The following is a 25,630-nucleotide window of genomic DNA, read 5'->3' as shown; positions in this document are numbered from 1 at the left end:
GGTTCGAGGTGGAAGTGTGGTGACACATGGAGCTGACGAATACTAATCGATCGAGGACTTAACCAAATATAAAACTTATTTCAATGAAACGTTTATCCAGTTTTGAAAGAATAATTCTTTCACAAGGGTTTCAAGATACAAGTAGTTCAAGGAAGCAATCGAGTGATTGAAGGAGCGTACCTCTGTACGTGACTGATTGAATGAGTGAAGCTGACGCAGAAATACGATGTATATTGGAAGCCGTAAATAGTTTAGTGATGATGGCAAAGAGGTCACACCCGTTCCCATACCGAACACGGAAGTTAAGCTCTTTAGCGCCGATGGTAGTTGGGGGCTTCCCCCTGTGAGAGTAGGACATCGCTAAGCGCAAAAAGTCGCTGCTGATTTAAGTCAGTAGTGGCTTTTTTATTTTGGGTTCATATCGGAAATTGATTGAGCTCATTTACAATAAATTTACTCCTGAATAACGGACATTTCAAAAAACGTCCATTATCAGTTTTTTATTTAATTACAGTAAGAATCAAATAGACTGATACACACCATTGAGGTAGAAGGCACTGTAAAACTAAGAAGGAGTCCATTTTTAATTAAAAGGGCATTCCTTGATTTGCTATCAAGCTACGGACGGGGTATGGTTTGAGAGACATAAAATGCGTGTAGTCTCATTCTAAATGGCCCTCCTGATCCTTCGTTTTCGTCGCAAAGCAAAATCGCTTAAAACGCATGTAAAACCTGAAACTTGTCCTCAAAAGGGGAGATAAAAATCACGGTCTCTATTTTAAAAGAAAGCAAATGTTTACTGTAAACTTCAAAGTACAACTACTTGCCCAATACGGTCTTTAGACACGAAAAATTTATATAGAAACGATCCAATTTATTAAACATTATTAATGTCTTTTGTGCTTAGTGTGAAATTGTAAATATATGAACCACAATCTTTATAGTACCTCTACAAATAAGGATTGTTTAATAACCTATATACATCAAACAGAGCTAGAATAAAACGTATCAAATTAAAGGCCCGTATAAGAGTAACTAGAAAAAAAGTATAAAATAATTTGAAAAAGTACTTGTGTAATTATAATTTTTTGTTATAATATTTAATGTACCAAGTAAATAATAACGAAGTACAATCTTATATATTAACGTTCCGAAGTAGCTCAGTGGTAGAGCAACCGGCTGTTAACCGGTTGGTCGTAGGTTCGAGTCCTACCTTCGGAGCCATTTTTTTTGCCCTTTTTTCTAACTAGGAAAATGAGGGGAATTTTAAATTGTTATATTACTATTACATTATAAAATGATTTTTTTAAAAAAATCTAAAAAACACTTGCCAATAGCAAGAAATGATGTTAATATAAATCTTGTCCTGTTTGGGATATTAAGTTTGGCCCGTTGGTCAAGTGGTTAAGACACCGCCCTTTCACGGCGGTAACACGGGTTCGAATCCCGTACGGGTCACCATTTTTTATTAAGGCTATAAAAAAGAAAAATATTATTAACACTTGCCTATTATGGAGGATTAGCTCAGCTGGGAGAGCACCTGCCTTACAAGCAGGGGGTCGGCGGTTCGAGCCCGTCATCCTCCACCATTATAAGTGTTATGCCGGAGGGGTAGCGAAGTGGCTAAACGCGGCGGACTGTAAATCCGCTCCTTAGGGTTCGGCGGTTCGAATCCGTCCCCCTCCACCATCTTTATAAAATGTTTGGGGTATAGCCAAGCGGTAAGGCAACGGATTTTGATTCCGTCACGCCTAGGTTCGAATCCTAGTACCCCAGCCATTTTTTCTTTTTTTATGAGCCATTAGCTCAGTTGGTAGAGCATCTGACTTTTAATCAGAGGGTCGAAGGTTCGAGTCCTTCATGGCTCACTTTTCAATTAAAAAAGTGTTTCTTAATATAAAATTACAATCCTTTACTCACATGGGTAAAGGATTTTTTATATTCACTTATACATAATCATTCAACGGAGTATTCAGTTGAGCCATATTAACCTTAAATAATACAATAGGATTAAGAAGGGGGAATGGATGTTGAAAAAATCAATAGCCTTAATTGGAGTACCATCTGATTATGGACAACGACGACGTGGGGTAGACATGGGGCCAAGTGCAATTCGTTATGCAGGGGTAGTAGAACGATTACAAGCACTCGGCTATACAGTTCAAGATGAAGGAGATATTTGGGTTGAAAAATCGCAAGTAGAACACACGCAAGATGAAAAATTACTAAATTTAGAAGAAGTAGTGGAGTTAAGTACAAAGCTTGCACATAAAGTAGAGTGTGCAGTCAATGATAAACATATTCCGCTTGTACTAGGCGGTGATCATAGCATTGCTATAGGAACGTTAGCTGGGCTTTCTAAATACGAAAACCTAGGAGTAATTTGGTTTGATGCACATGCAGATATTAATACACCGGACACGACACCATCTGGTAATATCCACGGCATGCCACTCGCAGTAAGCCTCGGCCTTGGACATGAACGTTTAACATCAATTAACCACAATCATCCAAAAATAAAAAAAGAAAACATTATTATTATTGGAGCGCGTTCAATTGATGAAGGAGAGCGTGAATTAATAAAAGAACAAAATATAAAAGTATATACGATGCACGAGATTGACCGACTTGGGATGGCGAATGTTGTGGAGGATGCAATTCGCTATTTAAATATACGCGCAGTAGACGGCGTGCATTTATCGCTTGATTTAGATGCGATAGATCCGCTATATACACCAGGAGTTGGGACGCCTGTAGCGGGAGGCATTACGTATCGAGAAAGTCATCTTGCAATGGAGATGCTGCAGGAGGCTAAATTGATTACATCTGTTGAGTTTGTTGAGGTCAATCCAATTTTAGATGAGAAAAATAAAACTGCAGATGTAGCTGTAGCGCTTATTGGCTCGTTATTCGGTGAAACACTTGTATAATTTTAGAAAATTATACATTTAGTAGTTTGTATTTTGTTATAATATTAAATAAAAATGAAACCTTTGTTGAAGTTGTGCGTAAATGTAATGACAGCTGAGAAGGTGGAGAGGATTATACACGATGGATGCGTTAATGAACAAAAGAATAAAGCAAGTGCTTAAAGGCGATCAAAACGCATATACGGATATTGTGAACCTCTACCAGCACAAGCTGTATCAGATTTGTTACCGAATGCTTGGTAACAAACAGGAGGCTGAGGATATTGCGCAGGAGGCTTTTGTCCGTGCGTATATTAACTTGCACTCATATGATCAAAAAAGGAAATTTTCAACATGGATCTATCGTATAGCTACGAATCTTTGTATTGACCGCATTCGCAAAAAGAAACCTGATTTCTATTTAGATGCAGAAGTAGCAGGGACAGACGGGCTTGATATGTATTCACAAATTGCAGCCGATGAGCAATTGCCAGATGAAGTGGTTGAGCAAATGGAGCTGCAAGAGCGTATCCAATATGAAATTAGCAGATTACCTGATAAATATCGTTCAGTAATCGTTCTTAAATATATCGAGGAGCTATCACTGCAGGAAATTAGTGAAATTCTTGATATGCCGCTTGGGACAGTGAAAACGCGTATCCACCGTGGTCGTGAAGCACTTAGAAAGCAATTAAACAATTTGTAGGAGGGAAATAGCATGAGTACGTGCCCACAACAATTCGTTGACTATATGCACGAGTATTTAGATGGCGACATTAAACGTGAGCATGAGCAAGAGCTGAAGAAGCATTTGCAAAGCTGCTCGAATTGTCAAAAACATATGCATGAATTATGCGATACGATTGCGTTTGTAAAAAGCGCGACACATATTACAGCACCTCCGCACTTTGAGGGAAATGTAATGAGTGGTCTGCCAAAACGCAAAAATACAATAGGCGTTCAAAAATGGTTACGTAGACATCCTGTAATTGTAGCAGCTGCTATGTTCTTCTTATTTATGAGCGCGTCACTATTGACAAGTTATCCAAACGACAATCAATTCTCTGTGACAAAGCAGCCAAACTTAATTGTTGAAGGACAAACGGTAATTGTACCCGCTGGTGAAGTGGTAAAAGGCGATATCGTAGTGAAGAATGGTGATATTGTCGTTGAAGGTGAAGTAGACGGTAATGTAACTGTTATTAATGGTAAGTACATGGCATCTACTGCGGTTGTATCAGGCAATATAGAAGAAATTGATGAAACATTTGATTGGTTATGGTATAAAATAAAAAAAATGGCGAATGATTTTATCGCCTTATTTGAATAATTACGCAACCTTATTCAAAACATAACGTTTTATAGAAAATAACAAGGGGCTGTCCCGTAAGTAACAACTTACAGGACAGCTTTATATTTCTGTAATAAATTTCTCTTAATACAACTTGCTCCTGAGGAGGTCATATCAACATATCACTACCTCGAAAGCAAAAGAAGAATTTTTCAGCCTCCTCCTTTGCTTTCAAAAAAGGGAAAAACAGCAGAAGTATGATATACTATTTTTGTAAGCTATAGCTAGAAAAGTGGGGGATGCCACGTGCAGATAATAGAACAGTTTACAGACTTAACACCTGTAAATTTTGTGTTTAACTTTTTAGATGTACTACTCGTTTGGTACGTATTATATAAAGTATTAACCCTCATTCAAGGAACGAAAGCGGTTCAATTATTGAAAGGGATCTTCGTAATTATTATCGCCAAAATTGTGACGCAGATTTTTGGGCTTAATACGCTCGATTGGCTTTTACAAGAAGTAATAGATTGGGGTTTCCTAGCGATTATCATTATATTCCAGCCTGAAATCCGTCGCGCGCTAGAACAAATAGGGCGAGGAAAGTTATTCCAAAGAACAACAAGCCAACAGGATGAGGAGCAAAATCGTCTAATTGAAGCAATGAAAAAATCGGTTAGCTATATGGCAAAACGTCGTATTGGTGCACTTATTTCTATTGAAAAGGAAACAGGTCTAAACGAATATATTGAAACCGGTATTAAAATGAACGCGGATGTTTCTTCGGAACTACTTATTAATATCTTTATCCCAAATACGCCACTGCATGACGGTGCTGTAATTATGCAAAAGGATAAGGTGACGGCAGCAGCATGCTATTTACCGCTATCAGAAAGTCCGTTTATATCAAAAGAGCTTGGAACGCGTCACCGTGCAGCACTTGGTTTAAGTGAAGTAACGGATGCGATTACAATTGTTGTATCAGAAGAAACAGGTGCAGTAAGTATTACTGTTAACGGTAATTTACACCGTAATTTAGCGATTGATGAATTTGAAACACTACTTCGTAAAGTATGGTTCGGGTCAGAGCAAGAATCCGATCTAGCCTCTAAGTGGACTTGGAGGGGGAAAAAGAATGGATAAATTATTTGATAGTTACTGGTTAATTCGTTTAACGGCGTTACTCCTTGCTTTATCACTATTCTTATATGTGAAAGCAGAAAATAGCGCTAACAGTGATTCGAGTACCTCACAGGAAACAGATATTATTAAAAATGTTGAGCTAGAAGTATATTATGATGCTGAAAATTTAATCGTAACAGGCTTACCAAAAACGGTGGATGTAACGATAAAAGGACCGGTGCAACTTGTAAAACAAGCCAAATTACTAAAAGATTTCAAAGTATTTGTCGATTTAAACTCATTGTTAATTGGTGAACATAGAGTTACAATACAGCAAGAAAACTTTTCACCTAAACTCGAGGTATCGATTGATCCGGGAATGGTAGATATCGTTATAGAAGAAAAGGTAACACAAGAGTTTCGAGTAGAACCTGAAATGAATAGCCGTCTAATAGCGGAGGATTACATTTTGAAATCTAAGATAGCAGAGCCTACGCATGTGTATGTCACAGGTGCTAAAAGTGTAATTGACAGTATTAGCTACGTAAAGGCTACTGTAAAAAGTGATTCCGGTATTAACAAGTCATTCGAGCAGCAAGCGAATGTTAAAGTGTTAGACCGTGACTTAAACAAGCTAGACGTCACGATACAGCCTGATGTTGTAAAGGTAAAAGTGGAGATCAATGAATATAGTCGTGACCTTCCGCTTACAATTAAACAAACAGGCACGCTACAAGATGGTGTAACGATTGATAAAATGACTGTTGAACCAGCAAAATTAACAGTGTATGGCCCTAAAGCGATACTTGATGCAAAGAATGAAATAATAGTGGAGTTCGATGTGTCCCAATTAGTGGAGTCAGGTTCTTATGAAGCAAAGGTTAAAGTGCCAGACGGGGCTTCAAAGCTATCAGCAGAAACAGTTACAATCCATGCAGATGTTACAAAAGTAGTTACAGAAGCAACGGCGGATATGGCTCCAGAGCAAGACACGGGGCAAGCTGATTCAGTGGAATAACCGCTTTAACAGATGTAAATTGAAAGCATTCTATTGATTTATATATAAAGCAAGGGATGTCTAGTGTTGAAGGAGAGAAAAAGTAATGGGTAAATATTTCGGAACAGATGGGGTCCGTGGCGTCGCTAATAGTGAGTTAACACCTGAGCTTGCATTTAAGCTTGGTCGTGTTGGTGGATACGTATTGACGAAGGATGTGCAAAATCGCCCGAAAGTATTAATTGGACGTGATACGCGCGTTTCTGGAGAAATGCTAGAGGGTGCACTTGTAGCAGGTCTTTTATCAATTGGCGCGGAGGTAATGCGTCTAGGTGTAATTAGTACTCCAGGTGTTGCATACCTTACTCGTGTGTTAAATGCAGAAGCAGGCGTTATGATTTCAGCATCACACAATCCAGTTGCAGATAATGGTATAAAATTTTTCGGCCCTGATGGGTTTAAATTAACCGATGAACAAGAAGCAGAAATTGAGGCACTGCTTGATGCAGAAGATACTTTACCACGTCCAGTTGGTGCAGCAATCGGTTCAGTAAGCGACTACTTCGAAGGTGGCCAAAAATATATTTCGTATTTAAAACAAACAGTTGAAGAAGAGTTCATGAATATTCATGTAGCATTAGATTGTGCACACGGAGCGACATCTTCCCTAGCAACACATTTATTCGCTGACTTAGAAGCAGATATTTCAACGATGGGTGCCTCACCAACAGGATTAAACATTAATGATGGAGTGGGTTCAACACATCCTGAAAAATTAGCTGAATTTGTCCTAGAACGCGGTGCAGATGTAGGTCTTGCCTTTGATGGTGATGGTGACCGTTTAATTGCAGTAGATGAAAAAGGTCAAATTGTTGATGGTGACCAAATTATGTTCATTATCGGTAAGTATTTACACGCAAAAGGTCGCCTGAAAAAAGGTACTGTTGTGTCAACGGTAATGAGTAATATGGGCTTCTACAAAGCGGTTGAAGAAAATGATATGACTAGCGTGAAAACAGCTGTTGGTGATCGATATGTAGTAGAAGAGATGCGTGCAAACGATTATAACTTAGGTGGAGAGCAATCAGGTCATATCGTATTCCTTGATTTCAATACGACAGGCGATGGGTTACTAACAGGTATCCAGCTTGTGAACATTATGAAAATGACAGGGAAACGATTATCTGAGTTAGCTTCTGAAATGACAATCTTCCCACAACGTTTAGTGAATGTACGTGTCACTGACAAGCATGCTGTAACGCAAAACGAGCGTGTTGCAGCAATCATTGCTGAAGTAGAATCGGACATGGCGGGTAACGGACGCGTATTAGTACGCCCTTCTGGTACAGAGCCACTAGTTCGTGTCATGGTAGAAGCAGCGACAGAAGAAGCATGTGAAACATATGTAAACAAAATTTCAGATGTTGTACGTGCTGAAATGGGTTTAGCTGAATAATAGATTTAATAGACGCTCCGGGAAAATTTCCGGGGCGATTTTTTGTTAAGAGTTTAAATAGATGTGTTTAAAGGTAACTAGGAAGCTGCTGTAAGTAAAAGACTGTGCATGGAGAGCCGGATTTACCATAACTGCGTGTACCTAGCTTGCCCTTTGTTTACTGACCATTATTTTAGGGAACTATACAAATGTACTAAATCTTGAAGGAGTGTAGAAAATGGCGAAAATTGCAGCGTTAATTACAGACAAGTTCGAGGATAGCGAGTACACAAGTCCGAAAGAAGCTTTAGAAGCAGCGGGACATACTATTGTAACGATTGATAAAGAAGGGAATAAAATAGTTACAGGGAAGAAAGGAGAAGCAAAGGTCAAAATCGATTACGGCGTTGACGAAGTGCAACCACAAGATTTTGATGCGCTTTTTATCCCAGGTGGCTTTTCACCAGATTTACTGCGTGATGATGACCGCATCGTAGCATTCACGAAGCACTTTATGGATGAAATGAAGCCTGTTTTTGCTATTTGTCACGGCCCGCAGCTACTCATTACAGCAAAATCACTAGAAGGACGCGATACAACAGGCTATAAATCGATTAAGGTGGATTTAGAATATGCAGGAGCTACGTATCATGACGAGGAAGTTTTCGTCTGTCAAAAGCAACTTGTCACTAGCCGCACTCCAAAAGATTTACCAGCATTTAATCGAGAAATTGTAAAATTATTAGAAGAAAAATCACTGTAAACGTTTGCACACTATTTGCCGTTTGAAGCGAGTAGTGTGCATTTATTACTTTAATTTGACGAGTTGCCATGTTTTATGTATGATGTAAATGCTTGTGAAAATAGCAATGAAAGCTTGCTAGATAAGCATGCGCAGTATAAGGAGGAGAGAATTGCGCATTATAAATACAAAGGAAAACAATTATAGCGCCTGAGCTAAGGAAATCGTACGGCAATAGATCCTTAGTTGACGAGGTGGAGGTTATCGAAAATTCGGCGGATGCCTCCCGATCGAAAGTGCCCGGTCGTAAAATTCGTTTTAAAACAGAAAAGTGATTTTCTGAACAGAGAAGCGAATCGGCATACAAAATTAATTGAGAACAAAACTACAAAGCCTTTTGCTATGCGTTTGTTAGACAGAACAGCCATGTGCAAAAAAGTTTACCGCTTGTAGTTTACTTTAACATTGCCTTTTATTGAAAGGGTTATTTGTGTTTTTTATAAGTAGATTACACGCACTAGTTTTGTCCTCTATACGACTCGGAGGAATATAGAATATGTGTGGAATTGTTGGATATAACGGATTATTAGATGCGAAGGAAATTTTATTAAAAGGCTTAGAAAAGCTGGAATATCGTGGCTACGACTCAGCAGGTATCGCACTTCGTACCAATGAAGGTATTACAGTATTTAAAGAAAAAGGTCGCATTGCTGATTTACGTAAAGCAGTGGACGATGAGGTTGCTGCTGGAATTGGTATTGGTCATACACGCTGGGCCACTCACGGCGTACCGAACCGTCGAAACGCGCACCCACATCAAAGTGCATCCGGACGATTTACACTCGTGCACAATGGCGTAATCGAAAACTATCACTTACTGCAAAAAACATATTTAAAAGGGATTCCAATGCAGTCTGATACAGATACAGAAGTAATCGTACAACTAGTGGAACTCTTCTCAAATGAGGAAGGCTTATCAACAGTGGAAGCTTTTCGTAAAACATTATCACTTGTACATGGCTCTTATGCATTAGCACTGTTAGATAACGAAGATGAAGAAACAATTTATGTAGCAAAAAATAAATCGCCATTATTAGTTGGTGTGGGCGAAAACTTTAATGTTGTTGCTTCAGATGCGATGGCAATGCTACAAGTAACAGATCAATTTATTGAGCTTCATGATAAAGAAGTTGTTCTTGTGCGCCAAGGTAGCGTAGAAATTTCCACATTGGATGGCCGCACAGTAGAGCGCGCGCCTTATACTGCTGAGCTAGATATGAGCGATATTGAAAAGGGCACGTACCCACATTACATGTTAAAAGAAATGGATGAGCAGCCAGGTGTCGTACGTAAAATTATTCAATCATATGAAGAGAAAGGCGAGCTTGCCATTGATGAAAATATATTAGCTGCTTTAAACAAAGCGGATCGTTTATACATTATTGCTGCTGGAACAAGCTACCATGCTGGACTTGTAGGGAAAGAGTATTTTGAAAAGATTGCTCGTATCCCAGTAGAGGTGCATATTTCAAGTGAGTTCGGTTATAACATGCCATTACTTTCTGAGAATCCTTTATTTATTTTCATTTCACAATCAGGTGAAACTGCAGATAGCCGCCAAGTACTTGTCAAAGTGAAGGAGCTCGGGTACCAGGCATTAACAATTACAAACGTACAAGGCTCAACACTTTCTCGTGAAGCAGATTACACTTTATTATTGCACGCTGGACCAGAAATTGCGGTTGCGTCAACGAAAGCATATGTAGCACAAATAGCAGTACTAGCATTAGCTGCATACGTTGCAGGTAAGGCGCGCGGCAATGTTATCGACTTTGATTTAAAACAAGAATTAGCTATTGCTGCAACTGCAATCGAAACAATTGTAGACTCAAAAGACGTAATGGAAGAAATTGCAGCGGATTATTTAAAAATCGCACGCAATGCATTTTTCATCGGACGTAACTTAGACTTCTGCGTGAGCTTAGAAGGCGCACTGAAGTTAAAAGAAATCTCATACATCCAAGCAGAAGGTTTTGCTGGCGGAGAATTAAAACACGGTACAATTGCGTTAATTGAAGAAGGCACACCTGTTTTCGCTCTTGTTACACAGGAGCAAGTAGCGTTAAACATTCGTGGTAACGTCAAGGAAGTAGTAGCGCGCGGTGCTAATGCATGTATTATCGCAATGGACGGCATCCAAGAAGACGGCGACCGCCTAGTCATTCCACACGTACACACATTACTAACACCATTAGTATCTGTTGTACCACTACAATTAATTAGCTATTACGCAGCACTACACCGCCGTTGTGACGTAGATAAACCGAGAAATTTAGCTAAATCGGTGACGGTAGAATAATCAAATATTCTAAAGCTAAATGTGAGTTATAATTAATCCTGTCACAACTAATAACTATATTTGTCATTTAATTATAAGTTTAAGTGACATCAATTATTACCTTGATACAGCGCAAATGATTGCTGTATCAAGGTTTTCTTTTTTCCTTTGAGCTATTCATAATAATGATAAATTATAAAAATAATTATAAAATTACATAAGAATTCTATAATTAATATTGACATAATTCCACATTCGCTAGCTGTAGCTTTGTAATAAAGTTTGATAAAATCCCCTCTTCTGTAGATTTCTTAGAGGTTAGATCATTTTTTGTTAGATATTTATGTTAATGTAACTATAAAGATTGTGAAGAAATGTACTTAAACTAACGCCGCATGTTAGTTAAAGAAAACATACTTAAACAAATCATGTGAGTAGTTTGATACTACTATAATAATTAATCAATTATTTTGAACTCGTTGAATGAGCAAAAATACTTTGGTTTTCGGTCAAATATATAAATTTCAAGTAAACTTAATTAATACTAATAGGTGGCTAAATGTTTTTGTTGTGTTTCTTTATTTTGAAAATGAACGATTTTCCCCAGTTAGTCGTATTACATATAGATTATTATTGTATGGAGTAGATCTCATGGATGAAAAGGATTTAATTCGAAAGGCGAAAAGAGGAGATACATTGGCGCTTTCGAAACTGCTACAACAGAATTATTCGTTCCTCGAAAAGTATTTAATAAAAGTTACCCTTCATCCACAAATCGCGGAAGATTTAACACAAGAGACGATGATGAAGTGTATTGAAAAAATCCAAGTGTATAATGGTGAATCTAAGTTTTCCTCATGGCTCATCACAATCGCAACGAACCTTTTTATCGATCAACAGCGTAGAAAGAAGCGGGAGAAAAACTGGCTAGAGCAGGAACAAGCGCTCCGAAAAATGAAATGGAATGCAGCCAATATGAACGAAGAATGGACTGATGTACTTGATGTACTTGCTCAAATTAATGAAGAAATACGTACGCCAATCGTGTTAAAGCATTATTACGGATATTCATATAAGGAAATTGGAAAAATTATGGGTATTGCAGAAGGGACAGTAAAATCTCGAGTTTCAAATGGTCTAAAAAGTGTACGAAAGGAGTTGGCTGAAATTGAAAGAGTATGATTCTAAAAATAGTAATTCTATGTTGGATGATGAAGATGAATTAACGGTTAAGCAATTAATAGATGGTTTAGAAAAACTGGATCAATGGAATCCAGTATCTACTCCAAACTTACAATGGTTTCAGCAGAATATTGAATTAGAGAAAAAAAGAATACGAAAAAAACAATGGAAAGACCTCCTCTCGTTTATCTCCGTTGCAGTATTTGTACTTTCAGTTGGGATTGCTGTCGTGTGTCGTCAACCAATTCTTTTTCTTTATTTTCAGCTTGTGGGGATTATCTTACTGCCCTTAGCACTTAACAAAACTAGAAAGAAGGTCAGTAATGAATGAGCTCAAACGAACTAAGTAGCACACCGCTTTGGTTAATGGTCGTAATTGCATTTATTCTGATTTGCCAGGGCTCATGGATGTTTTGGGATGCACGGAAGCGGGGACACAATGCTTGGCTATGGGGCTTTTTAGGCCTTATTACATTTCCAACGTATCTTATTATCTATCTTATTTTTGCAAGAAAAATATTTAAAAGAAAGGTCTCAGGCTCAAATTCCTGAGATTTTTTTTATTTATTTTTTCGTGAGTGAACGATTAGATGAACATAATCGTATTAAGGGTAAATAAACAGTTTGGAGGGGAAAAATGAATGAAATGTTAAGAGAAATATAGCTTTGAAATTACATACGGAGGAAAAGCCAGAGATATTTCTATTATCTTTTCCTCCATAGAAAAGGAGTAATCATATTGAGTAAAATTAAAAAGAACAAAGGTAAAAAGATAATGTATGTTTTTGCATGGATTTTAGGAATAATTGTCTGTCTGAATGTAATAGGATTTGCAATCAACAAAATATTCTTTTCAAATGAGCTTGAAGCTATCTCGCCTTACGGGGAAATGGTAGAAGTAAATAATCAAAAAATGCATGTATATTCAATGGGGCAGGGAGAGCAAACCATTGTTTTGTTACCGGGTTTGGGGTTGCCTTTGCCAAGTGCAGATTTTGGTCCATTAATGAGAGAACTCTCGAAAGATTATACTGTAGTTACTGTTGAATATTTTGGAATGGGGTTCAGTGACGAGACTGATACACCACGAACAAATGAAAATTATATGGAAGAAATCAGAACAGCATTATCTATGGCTGGTATGAAGCCACCTTATGTCTTAATGCCTCATTCTGTGTCCGGAGTTTATAGCGAATATTATGCAGCGAAATATCCTGACGAAGTCTCTGCGATTATTATGCTAGACACAACTCCAACAGTAAAAATGGAATCTAATTTACAAACTTTTGTAATGGAACCCAAAAATGCAAAAATCATGTATGGTTTCGGTACGTTACTGCAAGAGACTGGATTAAATCGAATCCTCAATGGATTCCTACCTTCTGCTCAAACAGTTGAAAATGGCTATACCGAAAAAGAAATCAGTGATAATAAATTATTTTCTTATCATGTTCTCAACGATACGATCATTAATCAGGCTTTGAGTTTAAAGGACATTGTCAATGAGGTAAACAGCGTAGTCTTCCCTTCAGAAATACCTGTATTGAAACTAATATCCTCAGTTAATCAAAATCAATTAAAAGATGGAGAAGAGATTCAAAAAAATCACTTAAATCGACTTGGTACAAATGCTGAGTCCAAACTTATTGAAGGCTCTCATGGATTCTTTCAAACTAATATTACAGATATCAGTGAAGCCACAAGTAATTTCCTTAAAAAAATCAACTAAGGACTTGTTATAAATACAGACGAAAGGGAGCTAGAAATATAATATTAGCTCCCTTTTTATCTTTAGATATGAATGTACTTCAACAAACGTACCATGCATGTTAGTGCAACATCTTTGTATTGTTTAAGTTTGTCACAAGCAAAGCGAAGAGTGTTTAAGCTTGATTAAATTCTTTTTACATATAAATATTCAGAAATTTCATTTGGATTTAATTCAGAAAGATCAATATCAATATCAATTTTCCCATCACGACTAAACTCAGTAAATGTCTACATTATAAATTTATATGCCTTTGTTAATTCAATTGTTAAAACACTTGCTAATAAGATGTTGGTATGAAATTTTATCGAAGGAAGATGAGGAATCACTGGTATAATAGATTGAAAATTCCGAAAAGTTATTCTTCAACTAACGCAGCAGGTTAGTGTAAGAAGAGTCAAATGGAAATGGGGTGGATTCGGTTATGGGAGAAAATTGGGATGGCAAGGGAAAGGTTAACGAAAATAAATTAATGATGAGAGAAGTAGGCTTTGTAGCATTAGTAATAATTCTATTTCTTCAATACTTTAAACTAGCCGCTTAATTGGAAAATAAATACTTTTTTAATAGTCGTTTTATGAGCTTTCTTGTCTTGATTTTAGGTATTCCTTTATCATACTTTGCTGCGAAATATTTAGTTCGGGTAATTAAAAAAGTAATATGAATAAAGTAGTGAGTATATAAATTAGCGATAAATGGTTATTAAACTAACGAAGCAGTTTAGTTGAACAAGGAGTACCTTCAGATTTATACGGATTCACAACGGTAAGCAAAGAAATATCCCCAAACGAGGGTTTGGGAAGGTTATACTTCAACTAATGAAGTGGTACATAGGAGGTAATCTTTTGGATAAAAAAACAAGTCTAATTTTAGGATCGTTATTCATTTTAACTAGTGGACTAATTTTTACGATTGAACGCTTAACTGCATATGTTTATTGGTCAGCACAAATAAATACTGGACAGTGGGATACTATTCCACAAACAATGCCATTATCCGATAACCTTTTTACAGGGATCGAAGTGCTTTAGTGCAACAAGGATTTAAAAAAGTACCCAAACACCGCTTTGGGGACATTTTTATATAAACGAACGAGCTAAAAACCTATAGTCTATTTAAATGCTATAATGTAAAAAAAGGTGCTTTAAAGAGGGATGATTATGGAAAGTTTATTTTTAATAATCGTTATACTTTTAATTGTTCTATTCTTTATTTCTTTTGCTCTTTTTATTAGACGATTAATAATAAATTCTTCAGTTAAAGCTAATAATTCGAGTGACTTAGAGGAAAAAATGGATAGGCTAATTGAGCAGAACGAACAGCTTCTTTTGTTATTAAAAGAAAAAAATCATTAAATTAGAAACATTAAGGTAAAAAATTGTTTAAGTTATACAAATAGACGTTCCTAAATGAAAGTTTGGAAATACACAAAAAGTCAAGAAATGCTGTGAAACCATCGTTTCTTGGCTTTCCATTTAATAATGTTTATACAGCTGTATATGCAAAGGTATATAAACATAGCTTCAATAAGACTACTTCCAGGGCCTTTAGTTCAATAACGATCTTCAACAATCGGGCGCTATTGTTGCTTAGACTTCACGTTTCTTCTTCAACTCCTATGAAAGAACTTAATTATCTTTCAATCTCTGTTGTGTAGCGCTGGTTTTGCGCTACATAGATGCTAACGGAGGCTTCGTAATAATCTTCAACGATAGGGTGCAATTCTTGAAAAGGAATTGTGCCTTTTTCAGCAGTAGAGTCAGACTGTTTATAGAAGAAAAATAGGAAATACTAATACAGAAATTTGATTTGAGGTTGAAACTTGTTTTTTTGATGCGTTTAGTAATTGTCCTAATCCTGCTAAATTGTTACCTAAATGTGGAGAATTAGTAAAGAGTTCAGTTAAATTTACAATACGTTTTTGATTGATTCTTTATATCCATTAATATAAATTTTTGAATGGGACTAAATCGATTTGCTAATAAATAATAAGGAGGCGATCAATTGGGGCATCAAATAAAAATTTTAGTCATTGAGGATGACAATGATATAAATCAATTATTATGTAGCATCATAAAAAATAGTGGTTATATACCTCAACCAGCTTTTTCTGGAACAGAAGCGATGATTTATTTAGACCAGCAAGAGTGGGATATGGTACTACTGGATTTGATGCTACCTGGAATGAATGGTGAAGAAATATTAGTTAAAATAAGTGAGCAATCTCATGTTCCAGTCATCATTATTTCGGCCAAAATGGAGCTGCAGACGAAAATCGATGCTTTACGAACAGGTGCGGATGATTATATAACGAAGCCCTTTGATATAGAGGAAGTATCGGCAAGGATTGATTCACATTTAAGGAGGCTTCGGCAAATAAGTAAGCCTGTATTAAATAAGGTATTAAGATATAAGGATCTTTGCATTGATACGGATTCAAAAGAGGTAAGTGTAAATGGTACAGAAATACTTTTGACTGCAAGAGAATACGCCATTTTGACCTTACTTATGTCTTCTCCTAAGAAAGTATTTACTAAAGCAAACTTGTTTGAAAGTGTATGGAATGAAGAATATCATGGCGATGATAACACAATTAATGTTCACTTGAGTAATATTCGAAGCAAGCTAGCTAGTGCTAATCCCAACGAAGAATATATCGAAACAATCTGGGGGATGGGATATCGATTAAAAACTTAAGGTTTTTTTAAGAATTAACTTATGCCTTTCTTATGTTTTCCTTTATAAACTAAAAGCATTATATGAGGGAGGTACTAGGTATGAGTGATTATGTACTTAGAACAAGTAATTTAACAAAGAAATATAAACATCAATTTGCCCTCAATAAAGTAAATCTATCGATTGAAAAGGGTTCAATTTATGGATTTATCGGGCAAAATGGTGCTGGAAAGTCAACATTAATTAGAATAGCTACAGGTCTTGCTTTGCCGAACTCGGGGCATTTAGAGCTATTCGGAAACAGTAATGAACGTGAACTAATCCAAGCTAGAAAGAGAATTGGAACGATCATTGAAGGACCGGCGTTGTATCCGCATATGACGGCAACTGAAAATTTAGAAGCACACAGACTGTTAAAAGGAATACCAGGGAAAGATTGTATCGAGAAAACTCTTTCGCTTGTTGGACTGCAAGGCACAGGGAATAAGAAGGCCAAGAATTTCTCATTAGGGATGAAACAGCGACTTGGACTTGCCATTGCGCTATTAGGAGATCCTGAATTCTTAATTTTGGACGAACCAATAAATGGTCTTGATCCAATGGGTGTGGTAGAAATTAGAGAATTATTAAAAAAGTTGAATCAAGAATATGGCATTACAATTTTAATCTCTAGCCATATTTTAAGTGAACTTCATTTACTAGCTACTCATTATGGAATTATTCATAAAGGTCAATTATTGGAGCAATTAACGACCAATGAACTAAACGAAAAATGCCAACGCTATATTCATATTAAAGTAGATAATCCAGATAAAGCTACAACTATTTTTGAGATTAAATTAGGGACTACTCACTATGAAGTTTTACCAGATGGGACGATTAAGTTATTTGCTTATTTGGATGCACCAGGTAAGGTTTCCAAAACACTTTCTAATGAAGGATTGATTATCGAAGAATTCATGCCAATGGGTGAAGATTTGGAAACGTATTTTACGAATCTTATCGGAGGTGCTAAAAATGAGTAATCTATTGAAATCAGAATTATTTAAGTTAAGAAAAGATCGTATATTTTGGGTATTAGTTATTGGATTAGCTATATCCGGAGCCTTTTATCCAATACTCATATTTTTTGATGATGGCTCATTTAATGCACAAGCCGTTTCAGTGAAAGAACTATATGCTTTTATAGCACTCGCTGGTAATAATTACATTACTAGACTGGCTCCTTGTATTCTTGCTGGGTTCTTTATTTCTAGTGAGTACTCTATCGGAACAATGAAAAGTATTGGTGCTTCTGGAAATAGCAGACTTCGTATTTATCTAGCTAAATTATTGGTCTTTTCAATTGGGGCGGTTGTTATTTCATTGGTATTCCCTATTTTTATGACTATAGTGGGAAGCGTATTATCTGGGTTTAATGACGTGCCAGAATTATCTTATATTGTTCGGACTATCGGACTAACTATCCTTTACGCATTAGCATTTGCATCGATTATGGCTGTTGCTGCTATCATCTTCACAGATAACGGAAAGACGATTGCGTTTCTTATCTTATTTTTCATTCTTATTGATAGTATTCTATACGCATTAAGTCAAGAGTTTACTTTATTCGAAACAATCTTTAACAATTCGGTTTTCAAGCTATTTTTGGATATTACCAAATTTAACGTAGGTAGTGAGGAATTACTTAATTTATTGGTTGTTCCGATAATTACTTATATTATCTTTGCCCTAATAGGCAGTATAGTTTTTCAGAAGAAGGAAATTAAGTAATAGAGGAAGGGGTGAGGAAAATCGTCTATATTACGATAATTTCTATAATAGTAGCTGTATTTTTTCTCACTCGCTTTTACTTGCTTAAAAGGGAGATAAAAAGAGCCTACAAGCAGTTGTTTGAGTTAAACAACAGAAAAACAGAGAAGAAACTGGATTTAGTTTTTTTTGACAAAGATTTTGAACAATTGGCAATTGAAATCAATGCCCAAATTGATTTAACAAAACAGGCAAATGCAGAGAAACAAAGGAAAGAAAATGAATTGAAACAGGCCATTGCTAATATTTCGCATGATATTCGTACACCACTTACCTCAATTTTAGGATATATACAATTTTTGGAATATGGTGAATTGTCGCAGGAGGAAAAGAGAGAGTATACGGCAATAGTTAAAAGTGGAGCATTGAGATTAAAGGTTTTATTGGAAGACTTTTTTGAACTTTCTATTATAGAATCTGCAGATTATCCGCTAAAGAATGAAAAGATAAAAATGAACAATTTAGTTTTAGAAATTTTAGTAGGTTTTTATGAACAATTCAATCAAGAAAATCTTGAGCCAGTCATTCATATTCCAGATGAAGAGATAATTTTGATTGCTGATCCGTCTGCGGTTAAACGAGTGATAGAAAATCTTGTACTCAATGCCATAAAACATTCAAATGGCAATGTAGTAATTAGACTAAAAAAATCGCTAAGTGCCATACAAGTTATTATTAGTAATTCAGCAAATCAAATCAGTGAACATGATTTGAAGTATCTTTTTGATCGTTTTTATAAAGCTGATAAAACAAGAACAGGAAAAGGTACCGGATTAGGCTTGTCGATTGCTAAAAGTTTAATGGTGAAGATGGGTGGAGACCTACATGCGGAACTACAACAAGACAATAAGTTAATCATGATTTGTGAATGGAAAGTAGGTTATTAACTTAGATTACTTTTGCAGACTAGTGAGTGCTTTGAAAATAATCGTTACAGATAGTGATAATACTTGCTTGTAAGCCGAAAATATTAAAAAGCGCCCCTTTTCGGTACGCACAACGAATAGCTGTTTATCTGAAAAAATTTAGATAAATGGCTATTTTGCCATGTTACTTGGATATTTTTCGAGCAATTAATGTAATTAACAGTTTGTGAAATAATGTACTTAAACTATTAGGGATCGTTAGTTCTTGGCGGGAACTATATCACCATTATTGACCAACTGTGCAAGGTGTGTGAGGTTTTTAAGATTAGGAAACGCAATTACCAAACGAGTTCTGTGCTGTCCGTACCGTGCAGAAAGAAAAACGCTGAATAGACCTCTTATTGGTTTTTCCGTTCCACGACTTTTTTCGGGTACGTCTTGATTTGAAATAAGCTACAGTACGAACAAGTTGTATGCAGACAGTCTTTGTCGCTATGAAATCAAGAAGTTATGAATCCCTGACACGGGTCAATTCTACTCTTCCTTTATAATAAGACAAGAAGTTCTTCTCCTTTTTCAGAAAGTGACTAAAAAACTTCTTTACGGAAAGCAAAATCTTTGCTTATTCATTAGTATTTCTTTAAAACCATTGGCATCTTCTTTATTTAGAGTACCTTTTTTTTGTTCATTATAATTAATAAATGTTGCTGAATTATCATTATTAAACCAAATATCATATTCTTTCAATATTTCCTTCGAATCTAAATCTATAGATAAAGTTATAGTGACATCTTGTTTCCTAGACATTTCTATTTTTGCATTTTCCCATAATATCTTTTCAAGATAACTTTTTAATAATTCCAATGTTTCCTTATCTTTGATAATCCTTTCTTCTTTCTCATTTGTATTTTTTTGAACTTGAATCTTTGTTATTTCACCGTTTAGTTCTGTATTCTCTGCTGTACAGCCTATTAATAGTGCAAAAAACAGCATGCAGATAGATAGTTTCATTTTCAACGTTCTCACTCCCTTTAAAATGTTAATATATTAACGGTTTGACACGTTTTTTAAGTAGTGAAAATATCATTTTATTCACTGTTTTACATATAGTTTTCTTCAGTTCTCAATACACTGTCATTCTGAATCCGCTTCTCTAAAGCTTATTGGATAAAATAAAATTGAATTAAAAAGCGAGCTAAAGCAATTTGTGCTTAGCTCGCTTGATTTTTTTTAGTAACAATAAAAGTTAAATCTGTGGTTGGATCAGTTTTAAATATAAAATTTATACGCTCCGTACTTCAAATTCAAATGGTGCCTCACATGAATATATTTCATCGAAGAATCCCTTGTACGGAATGTCTTCCTCCAAACACTTTACAAGATACATTAACTCCTCGTCACACACTGGATCGATTTCATTATTTTTCATTACCTCAAACGCGTCTATTATATTTTCCATAATAGTTGCGTTAATAAATACTGGTAATTTATTTAGCATATTATCAGTAATTTCGGTTTCGGAACTATATCCGTCAAGAATGATTTTAAAGTAATCCTCCATAAACTTTCTACGTTTTTTAGGATCTGGCTCGAATTGAATCCACCCAACCCCTTGTGTCCAGAGATCAGCAAGGTCATACATATAATAACCAAAACAAGAATTATCAAAATCATACACCGTAATTTGCCCATTATCAAAGTCTATCGAATAATTTCCGTCATTGTAATCAAAATGAATCATACCGAAATTTTCTTCAGTTCTATTGAAGTTTTTCAGTGTTTTAATAAGTTCTTTGAGTTTTGTTTTAAGTAAAGATAGTGTATCGGGTATCAACTCATCGATGTAGTTTTCATTATATTTGTCGAAAAAATTATATCTACTATGAACAGGAGTATATTCTTTTGATAATTGATGCAGTTTACCAAGTACTTTGCCACAGTTATGGTAATATTCGGTTATTTCAACACCTTCTCGGTATTTATAATTGTTTTCCACAAGCCTTTTTCCTTTAGCTTTTTCAAATAAGCTGACAAAAAACGTATTGCCGTTACAAGAAATTTTCTCTAAAATATTCTCGTTTAATGAACTGATTACATTTGAAACACTGCCACCATGATTGAATAGGTATTGTATATATTCTAATTCACCGAGGTAATCCTCTAGGTTCCTATCGTTTAAGTAAGAAATCCTAAGTATTTTTGTTTTTGATCCTTCTTTTTCACAAATATAAACTATATTTCGCCCTCCTTCGTGTGGGGAAATTAGTTCAATTCGATACTCTTCCAATCCATATAATTTTGAAATGGTTGAAAGCAAAAATTCATCACAGATTTTAATAACTTCATTCCAAGTCATATTTTCCTCCTTGTTTTTAGGAGGGTTAAAGTATAGTCGCCCTCCTGTTTGTTACTCGATTACCTAATACTGTATTCTTCATAAAATCACCCTTTTATCAAAATTAATATTATATAAGTTACCTTATATGAATCATATTATGTCACACTACCTACCTCACTTCCACTTTTTATACAAATTCCATAATTAGTTATAAAAAAACTATGAAGTTGTGAACTTACATTCAACGATATAAAATGAAAGAAAAAATAAATCAATCAAATCAAATCTAAAACTCGATCCATTAGCCATGGGTCGAGTTTTAGATTGTGAATATTTTAATGAATGTCAAAATTAAAAGGACTTTTAAGTAACAACAATAATATAATTAAAAACAACACGAATTTATCGTAAAACAATAAATATTGTGGTAAATTTATATTGTTATTAAATAAGTGAGGTGCATAATATGAATGTTAAACGAGGTTCAACCACTTTCTTAAAGGCAATTATTTTTCTGGCTGGAATTGCAGTTCTTGCTTTATGTATATTTTTAGTACCCCATATGGCGAATTTCGCATCAAAATTGTATCCGAATATTCCCCCAATGAAATATCTCATTTTCATCGTGATGTATGGAGCGGCTGTGCCTTTTTACTTTGCTCTCTATCAGGCTTTTAATCTTTTAAGGTACATTGATGAGAACACAGCGTTCTCGGAATTATCTGTAAAGGCGTTAAAGAACATAAAGTGCTGTGCGATACTAATTAGTAGTTTGTATGTATTAGGTATGCCTATCTTCCATTTTATAGCGAATAAAGTTGACCCTCCTATTGGAATAATGGGACTCATCATCATTTTTGCTTCGTTGATTATCGCCGTTTTTGCCGCTATCCTCCAACGGCTTCTACAAGAAGCGATTAATATAAAATCAGAAAATGATTTGACGGTCTGAGGTGAATGATATGGCAATTATTATTAATATTGATGTGATGTTAGCAAAACGAAAAATGAGTGTAACGGAGCTTTCGGAAAGGGTTGGAATTACTATGGCGAATCTTTCTATTTTGAAAAATGGCAAAGCAAAAGCGGTTCGTTTTTCAACATTAGAAGCGATATGTAAGACTTTGGATTGTCAGCCAGGTGATATTTTGGAGTACAAAGACGACGAGGACACTCAATAAAAACAGACAATAAATTTATTTAACTAACGGGAGTTGTTAGAGAATTAAAGGGCTAATGGTGGGTATTGGGCTTGTGCTTTTTGTAGGATATTTTTCAATTCAATTATATTCAAATAATATGCTAACGAATGCGAAGGAAAATGTCATTGAAAATAACCCAGAAATTACGAATGTAGTGAGCATAAACAACATTGGGAAATGGGGGGAGTGGTTTACCGAATACGTATTAGTGGTTGAAATCAACGGATTAAAATATCGAATTTGGACATCTAACGAAGGTGAAATAAGTGATAAAATTCCATTGTGATTGTTCAACTAACCTGGAAGTTTATCAGTATTAATTCATTTTGAAGATAACTATAAATGAAAGGTCGTTTTCACATAACAAAAGAATGCAGATTTCACCTATTTGTAGTACCTAAATTTGTTGTCCTTAAACAACGTGTGTGTAGCTTTGAAAAATAAAGTTCTATCGCTAATGAAGAAGCTGTACTGTTTCACCCCTTTGGATAATTCTTTGCCAAAGGGGTGTTTTCATTTCCAAAAATATATTTCACTCAGGATTACTTTCATTAGTAAAATCAAGAATTCTTAATAAATTCCCTGAATTATCTTGAAAAATGGCATAACGACCAGGAGGAATATCAACTGGTTCTTTAATGAAATTTAGTGTTTCTTTATTATCCTCATAGTATTTATCCACATTATCTACTAAAAAGACAGCACCAGGAGTTAAGCCTATTTCATCGTTTTCAATCATTAATTGAACATCAGAACCAGGTAATTTTAATGCAACGGTATGATCACCCTCACGCCAAGCTTCTTCAAATCCAAGGACATCACGGTAAAAAGCAAGAGCTTCTTTTAAATCCTTTACTGGATAATCCATAAAAAGTAATTTCATCGATTTTCCTCCTATACAGTATTATTGGTGCATAACTGAATTATCCATTACATAAACGAGTTATGTCAAGCGTAATCGATTTACGTAACATAGTCATTGTGTTAATATGAAGTTATGAAAGAATGGATACCAATACCAGGATCAAATAAGGAAAAGATTATTAAAGCAGCATTAGAAGAATTTAGTCTAAAGGGATACCAAGAGGTTAATATCGTTGAGTTAGCAAATAAAGCGGACATGACAACCGGAGCAATTTACCACCATTTTGGATCTAAAGCAAAATTGTATGAAATTATTAGAATGGAAATGGAGCAAAGAATGGTCGATAGAATGGAGGGAGCAGCGTCATTATTTGACCAAGACGGGAAAGCTTTGGAGGCCGCACTGATAACCGGTTTAGATTTTTCGGTTAAGATGGGTATTTGTAAGTTGTTAAGTGAGGAAAAGCCTTCTAGTAGTACTGACAAAATTGAGGAATTGTTAACTAATATGCTTAAAAGCGAAAATCTTCCTTTAGAAATTGTTTTGATTTCTTCATGGCGTTCTATTTTGAATGCTATTTCTAACGATCAAATTACACATGAACAAGGAAGAGATTTAGTAAAGTGGCTTTTTAAATAATATGTACCAAGTTTTTTTCTAATAAAGAAATTGAACGGGTATTTTCAGATGGCAATACATTATGACAGCAATGGAATTTAAAAAGATGGCTCCGATATAATATCGGAACCATCTAATCGTAAGTTAGCTCTCTTTATTTTGTTTTGAAAGCATTTCAAAAACTTGTTCAACATCTTTGTCACCGCGTCCCGATAAGTTGACGATTAGTATGTCCTCTTTCGATAATGTAGGGGCTAATTTCAACGCGTACGCAATGGCATGGGCGCTCTCAAGTGCTGGAATGATTCCTTCACTTTGAGAAAGTTCTTGAAAGGCAGCGAGTGTTTCGGCTCCTGTCACCGTTACATATTCCGCTCGACCTGTTACTTTTAAATAGGAGTGTTCAGGACCAACACCAGGATAATCTAACCCTGCTGCAATTGAATATGTTGGTTGTGGATTGCCGTCTTCATCTAAAAGAGTCAAACATTTAAATCCATGAATTACTGCCGGAACGCCTTGTGTTAACGAAGCGGCTTCTGCTGGCTCTACACCGATTAAACGTACTATTTCTTCTTCAAGGTAATGCGCGAACGCACCAATAGCATTACTACCACCGCCTGTACATGCGATAACTGCTGTTGGCAATTTGCCTTCCTTTTCTAAAATTTGGCGTTTCGATTCCTCACTGATGATGGATTGGAAGTGCTTCACCATTGTTGGGAATGGGTGTGGTCCAACTACTGAACCCATTAAATAAAACGTATTTTCATAGTTTTCTACTAAGTCGTCTAAGGCTTCATCTACTGCATCTTTCAAACGACCTTGCCCTTTATCTACTGCTACTACGGTTGCCCCTAATAACTCCATACGGAATACGTTTAAGGCTTGTCTTTCTGTATCTAATTTCCCCATGTAAATTGTACAAGGGATGCCGAATAATGCACATGCGGTCGCAGTCGCAACACCATGTTGCCCAGCCCCTGTCTCTGCAATAATACGCGTAGCTCCCATACGTTTTGCAAGTAAAATTTGTCCGATTACGTTATTGATTTTATGAGCGCCTGTATGGTTCAGATCCTCACGTTTTAAATATATTTTCGCTCCACCTAATTTTTCTGTTAAATTGCCCGCAAATGTAAGTGGATTTTCTCGACCTACAAACTCTTTCAGATAATGCTTGTATTCCGCTATAAATTCCTCATCATCTTTATAACGATTAAATTGCTCCGCTAAGACGTTTAATACGTTTTGTAATGCAGGAGGTACGAAACAGCCGCCAAACTCCCCGAAAAATCCTTCTTGTAGTTCTACTTTTTGTTCTAAATTCATGCTAATCTAGTCTCCTTTTCTACTAAACGTTATAGTATATTTATATTCCTTTAAATCTTTCGATATTCTATAAAAAAGTAACCGGCCGAAATATTACTTTTATTGCAAAATTGGACACTCTTAGCTTGGTGGGACGC

25 protein-coding genes, 6 tRNA genes and 1 rRNA gene are annotated in these 25,630 nt (G+C 35.7%); 28 read left to right on the top strand and 4 right to left on the bottom strand.

From position 1 onward, the window contains the following. Window positions 1–250 precede the first annotated feature (250 nt). From rrf to AAFN87_RS16710, 24 genes are all read left to right on the top strand, one after another. Window positions 251–366, top strand: a 5S ribosomal RNA gene (rrf, locus tag AAFN87_RS16825). 783 nt (window positions 367–1,149) lie between these two features. Continuing rightward, window positions 1,150–1,224 (top strand) — tRNA-Asn (locus AAFN87_RS16820). Between the two features lie 162 nt (window positions 1,225–1,386). After that, window positions 1,387–1,461: transfer RNA gene (locus tag AAFN87_RS16815), tRNA-Glu, on the top strand. 52 nt (window positions 1,462–1,513) lie between these two features. Further along, window positions 1,514–1,589 (top strand) — tRNA-Val (locus tag AAFN87_RS16810). Between the two features lie 16 nt (window positions 1,590–1,605). Continuing rightward, window positions 1,606–1,689: transfer RNA gene (locus AAFN87_RS16805), tRNA-Tyr, on the top strand. A gap of 15 nt (window positions 1,690–1,704) precedes the next feature. Beyond that, window positions 1,705–1,779 (top strand) — tRNA-Gln (locus AAFN87_RS16800). A 16-nt stretch (window positions 1,780–1,795) separates the two neighbouring features. Beyond that, a tRNA-Lys gene (locus tag AAFN87_RS16795) sits at window positions 1,796–1,868 on the top strand. 159 nt (window positions 1,869–2,027) lie between these two features. Further along, window positions 2,028–2,930 carry an arginase gene (gene rocF / locus AAFN87_RS16790; RefSeq protein WP_347792219.1) on the top strand — a complete coding sequence of 301 codons (903 nt, stop codon included), beginning with the start codon at window positions 2,028–2,030 and terminating at the stop codon, window positions 2,928–2,930. A gap of 121 nt (window positions 2,931–3,051) precedes the next feature. Beyond that, a complete protein-coding gene (sigW, locus tag AAFN87_RS16785) occupies window positions 3,052–3,615 on the top strand; it encodes an RNA polymerase sigma factor SigW (protein ID WP_347792218.1) in 564 nt (187 codons plus the stop codon). A gap of 12 nt (window positions 3,616–3,627) precedes the next feature. Continuing rightward, window positions 3,628–4,239, top strand: coding sequence for a zf-HC2 domain-containing protein (locus tag AAFN87_RS16780; protein ID WP_347792217.1), 612 nt, complete (start codon window positions 3,628–3,630; stop codon window positions 4,237–4,239). A 267-nt stretch (window positions 4,240–4,506) separates the two neighbouring features. After that, window positions 4,507–5,343: a diadenylate cyclase CdaA gene (gene cdaA, locus AAFN87_RS16775; protein ID WP_347792216.1), complete on the top strand. Its 837-nt coding sequence runs from the start codon at window positions 4,507–4,509 to the stop codon at window positions 5,341–5,343. Further along, entirely contained in the window at window positions 5,336–6,340 is a 1,005-nt protein-coding gene (locus tag AAFN87_RS16770; RefSeq protein ID WP_347792215.1) for a CdaR family protein, read from the top strand. Before cdaA ends, AAFN87_RS16770 begins: the two co-directional genes overlap by 8 nt. Window positions 6,341–6,425: 85 nt before the next feature. Next, window positions 6,426–7,775 carry a phosphoglucosamine mutase gene (glmM, locus tag AAFN87_RS16765; protein ID WP_347792214.1) on the top strand — a complete coding sequence of 450 codons (1,350 nt, stop codon included), beginning with the start codon at window positions 6,426–6,428 and terminating at the stop codon, window positions 7,773–7,775. Window positions 7,776–7,992: 217 nt separating this feature from the next. Next, complete coding sequence (locus tag AAFN87_RS16760) at window positions 7,993–8,517, top strand: type 1 glutamine amidotransferase domain-containing protein (protein WP_347792213.1); 525 nt, start codon at window positions 7,993–7,995, stop codon at window positions 8,515–8,517. Window positions 8,518–9,052: 535 nt separating this feature from the next. Continuing rightward, window positions 9,053–10,855 carry a glutamine--fructose-6-phosphate transaminase (isomerizing) gene (gene glmS / locus AAFN87_RS16755; RefSeq protein ID WP_347792212.1) on the top strand — a complete coding sequence of 601 codons (1,803 nt, stop codon included), beginning with the start codon at window positions 9,053–9,055 and terminating at the stop codon, window positions 10,853–10,855. 630 nt (window positions 10,856–11,485) lie between these two features. Then, complete coding sequence (sigY, locus tag AAFN87_RS16750) at window positions 11,486–12,016, top strand: RNA polymerase sigma factor SigY (RefSeq protein WP_347792211.1); 531 nt, start codon at window positions 11,486–11,488, stop codon at window positions 12,014–12,016. Beyond that, window positions 12,003–12,347, top strand: a complete 345-nt coding sequence (locus AAFN87_RS16745; RefSeq protein ID WP_347792210.1) for a YxlC family protein — start codon at window positions 12,003–12,005, stop codon at window positions 12,345–12,347. The genes sigY and AAFN87_RS16745 overlap by 14 nt, the downstream gene beginning before the upstream one ends. 408 nt (window positions 12,348–12,755) lie before the next feature. Further along, window positions 12,756–13,745, top strand: a complete 990-nt coding sequence (locus AAFN87_RS16740; protein WP_347792209.1) for an alpha/beta fold hydrolase — start codon at window positions 12,756–12,758, stop codon at window positions 13,743–13,745. 884 nt (window positions 13,746–14,629) lie between these two features. After that, window positions 14,630–14,815 carry a hypothetical protein gene (locus AAFN87_RS16735; RefSeq protein WP_347792208.1) on the top strand — a complete coding sequence of 62 codons (186 nt, stop codon included), beginning with the start codon at window positions 14,630–14,632 and terminating at the stop codon, window positions 14,813–14,815. A 129-nt stretch (window positions 14,816–14,944) separates the two neighbouring features. After that, complete coding sequence (locus AAFN87_RS16730; protein WP_347792207.1) at window positions 14,945–15,139, top strand: DUF4083 family protein; 195 nt, start codon at window positions 14,945–14,947, stop codon at window positions 15,137–15,139. Window positions 15,140–15,788: 649 nt separating this feature from the next. Then, complete coding sequence (locus AAFN87_RS16725) at window positions 15,789–16,481, top strand: response regulator transcription factor (RefSeq protein WP_347792206.1); 693 nt, start codon at window positions 15,789–15,791, stop codon at window positions 16,479–16,481. A gap of 80 nt (window positions 16,482–16,561) precedes the next feature. Beyond that, a complete protein-coding gene (locus tag AAFN87_RS16720) occupies window positions 16,562–17,485 on the top strand; it encodes an ATP-binding cassette domain-containing protein (RefSeq protein ID WP_347792205.1) in 924 nt (307 codons plus the stop codon). Next, window positions 17,478–18,233, top strand: coding sequence for an ABC transporter permease (locus AAFN87_RS16715; protein ID WP_347792204.1), 756 nt, complete (start codon window positions 17,478–17,480; stop codon window positions 18,231–18,233). The genes AAFN87_RS16720 and AAFN87_RS16715 overlap by 8 nt, the downstream gene beginning before the upstream one ends. Before the next feature lie 20 nt (window positions 18,234–18,253). After that, a complete protein-coding gene (locus tag AAFN87_RS16710; protein WP_347792225.1) occupies window positions 18,254–19,159 on the top strand; it encodes a sensor histidine kinase in 906 nt (301 codons plus the stop codon). A 579-nt stretch (window positions 19,160–19,738) separates the two neighbouring features. On the opposite strand, the gene AAFN87_RS16705 is transcribed toward AAFN87_RS16710, so the two are convergent. Both AAFN87_RS16705 and AAFN87_RS16700 read right to left on the bottom strand, forming a co-directional pair. Beyond that, window positions 19,739–20,155 (bottom strand): YhfM domain-containing protein, encoded by a 417-nt coding sequence (locus tag AAFN87_RS16705; protein ID WP_347792203.1) that lies wholly within the window; start codon window positions 20,153–20,155, stop codon window positions 19,739–19,741. Between the two features lie 265 nt (window positions 20,156–20,420). Further along, a complete protein-coding gene (locus tag AAFN87_RS16700; RefSeq protein WP_347792202.1) occupies window positions 20,421–21,494 on the bottom strand; it encodes a phosphotransferase enzyme family protein in 1,074 nt (357 codons plus the stop codon). Window positions 21,495–21,942: 448 nt separating this feature from the next. Between AAFN87_RS16700 and AAFN87_RS16695 the strand changes: the two genes are divergently transcribed. The 3 genes from AAFN87_RS16695 to AAFN87_RS16685 all read left to right on the top strand — a co-directional run bounded on the left by AAFN87_RS16695 (window position 21,943) and on the right by AAFN87_RS16685 (window position 22,964). Further along, window positions 21,943–22,428 carry a DUF2975 domain-containing protein gene (locus AAFN87_RS16695; RefSeq protein ID WP_347792201.1) on the top strand — a complete coding sequence of 162 codons (486 nt, stop codon included), beginning with the start codon at window positions 21,943–21,945 and terminating at the stop codon, window positions 22,426–22,428. Between the two features lie 10 nt (window positions 22,429–22,438). Beyond that, window positions 22,439–22,657 carry a helix-turn-helix domain-containing protein gene (locus AAFN87_RS16690; RefSeq protein WP_347792200.1) on the top strand — a complete coding sequence of 73 codons (219 nt, stop codon included), beginning with the start codon at window positions 22,439–22,441 and terminating at the stop codon, window positions 22,655–22,657. A gap of 73 nt (window positions 22,658–22,730) precedes the next feature. Continuing rightward, window positions 22,731–22,964, top strand: coding sequence for a hypothetical protein (locus AAFN87_RS16685; RefSeq protein ID WP_347792199.1), 234 nt, complete (start codon window positions 22,731–22,733; stop codon window positions 22,962–22,964). A 246-nt stretch (window positions 22,965–23,210) separates the two neighbouring features. Here the strand turns inward: AAFN87_RS16685 and AAFN87_RS16680 are convergent, their stop codons facing one another. Then, window positions 23,211–23,561, bottom strand: coding sequence for a VOC family protein (locus tag AAFN87_RS16680; RefSeq protein WP_347792198.1), 351 nt, complete (start codon window positions 23,559–23,561; stop codon window positions 23,211–23,213). A gap of 114 nt (window positions 23,562–23,675) precedes the next feature. Here AAFN87_RS16680 and AAFN87_RS16675 point away from each other — a divergent pair, with 114 nt between their 5' ends. Further along, a complete protein-coding gene (locus tag AAFN87_RS16675; RefSeq protein WP_347792197.1) occupies window positions 23,676–24,182 on the top strand; it encodes a TetR/AcrR family transcriptional regulator in 507 nt (168 codons plus the stop codon). Between the two features lie 123 nt (window positions 24,183–24,305). On the opposite strand, the gene trpB is transcribed toward AAFN87_RS16675, so the two are convergent. Further along, a complete protein-coding gene (gene trpB, locus AAFN87_RS16670; RefSeq protein ID WP_347792196.1) occupies window positions 24,306–25,493 on the bottom strand; it encodes a tryptophan synthase subunit beta in 1,188 nt (395 codons plus the stop codon). Window positions 25,494–25,630 lie beyond the last annotated feature (137 nt).

This window comes from Solibacillus sp. CAU 1738 (assembly GCF_039888725.1).
Lineage (GTDB): Bacteria > Bacillota > Bacilli > Bacillales_A > Planococcaceae > Metasolibacillus.
Note: the sequence above shows the minus strand (reverse complement) of the source record. Positions and strands in the feature narration are given on the sequence as shown.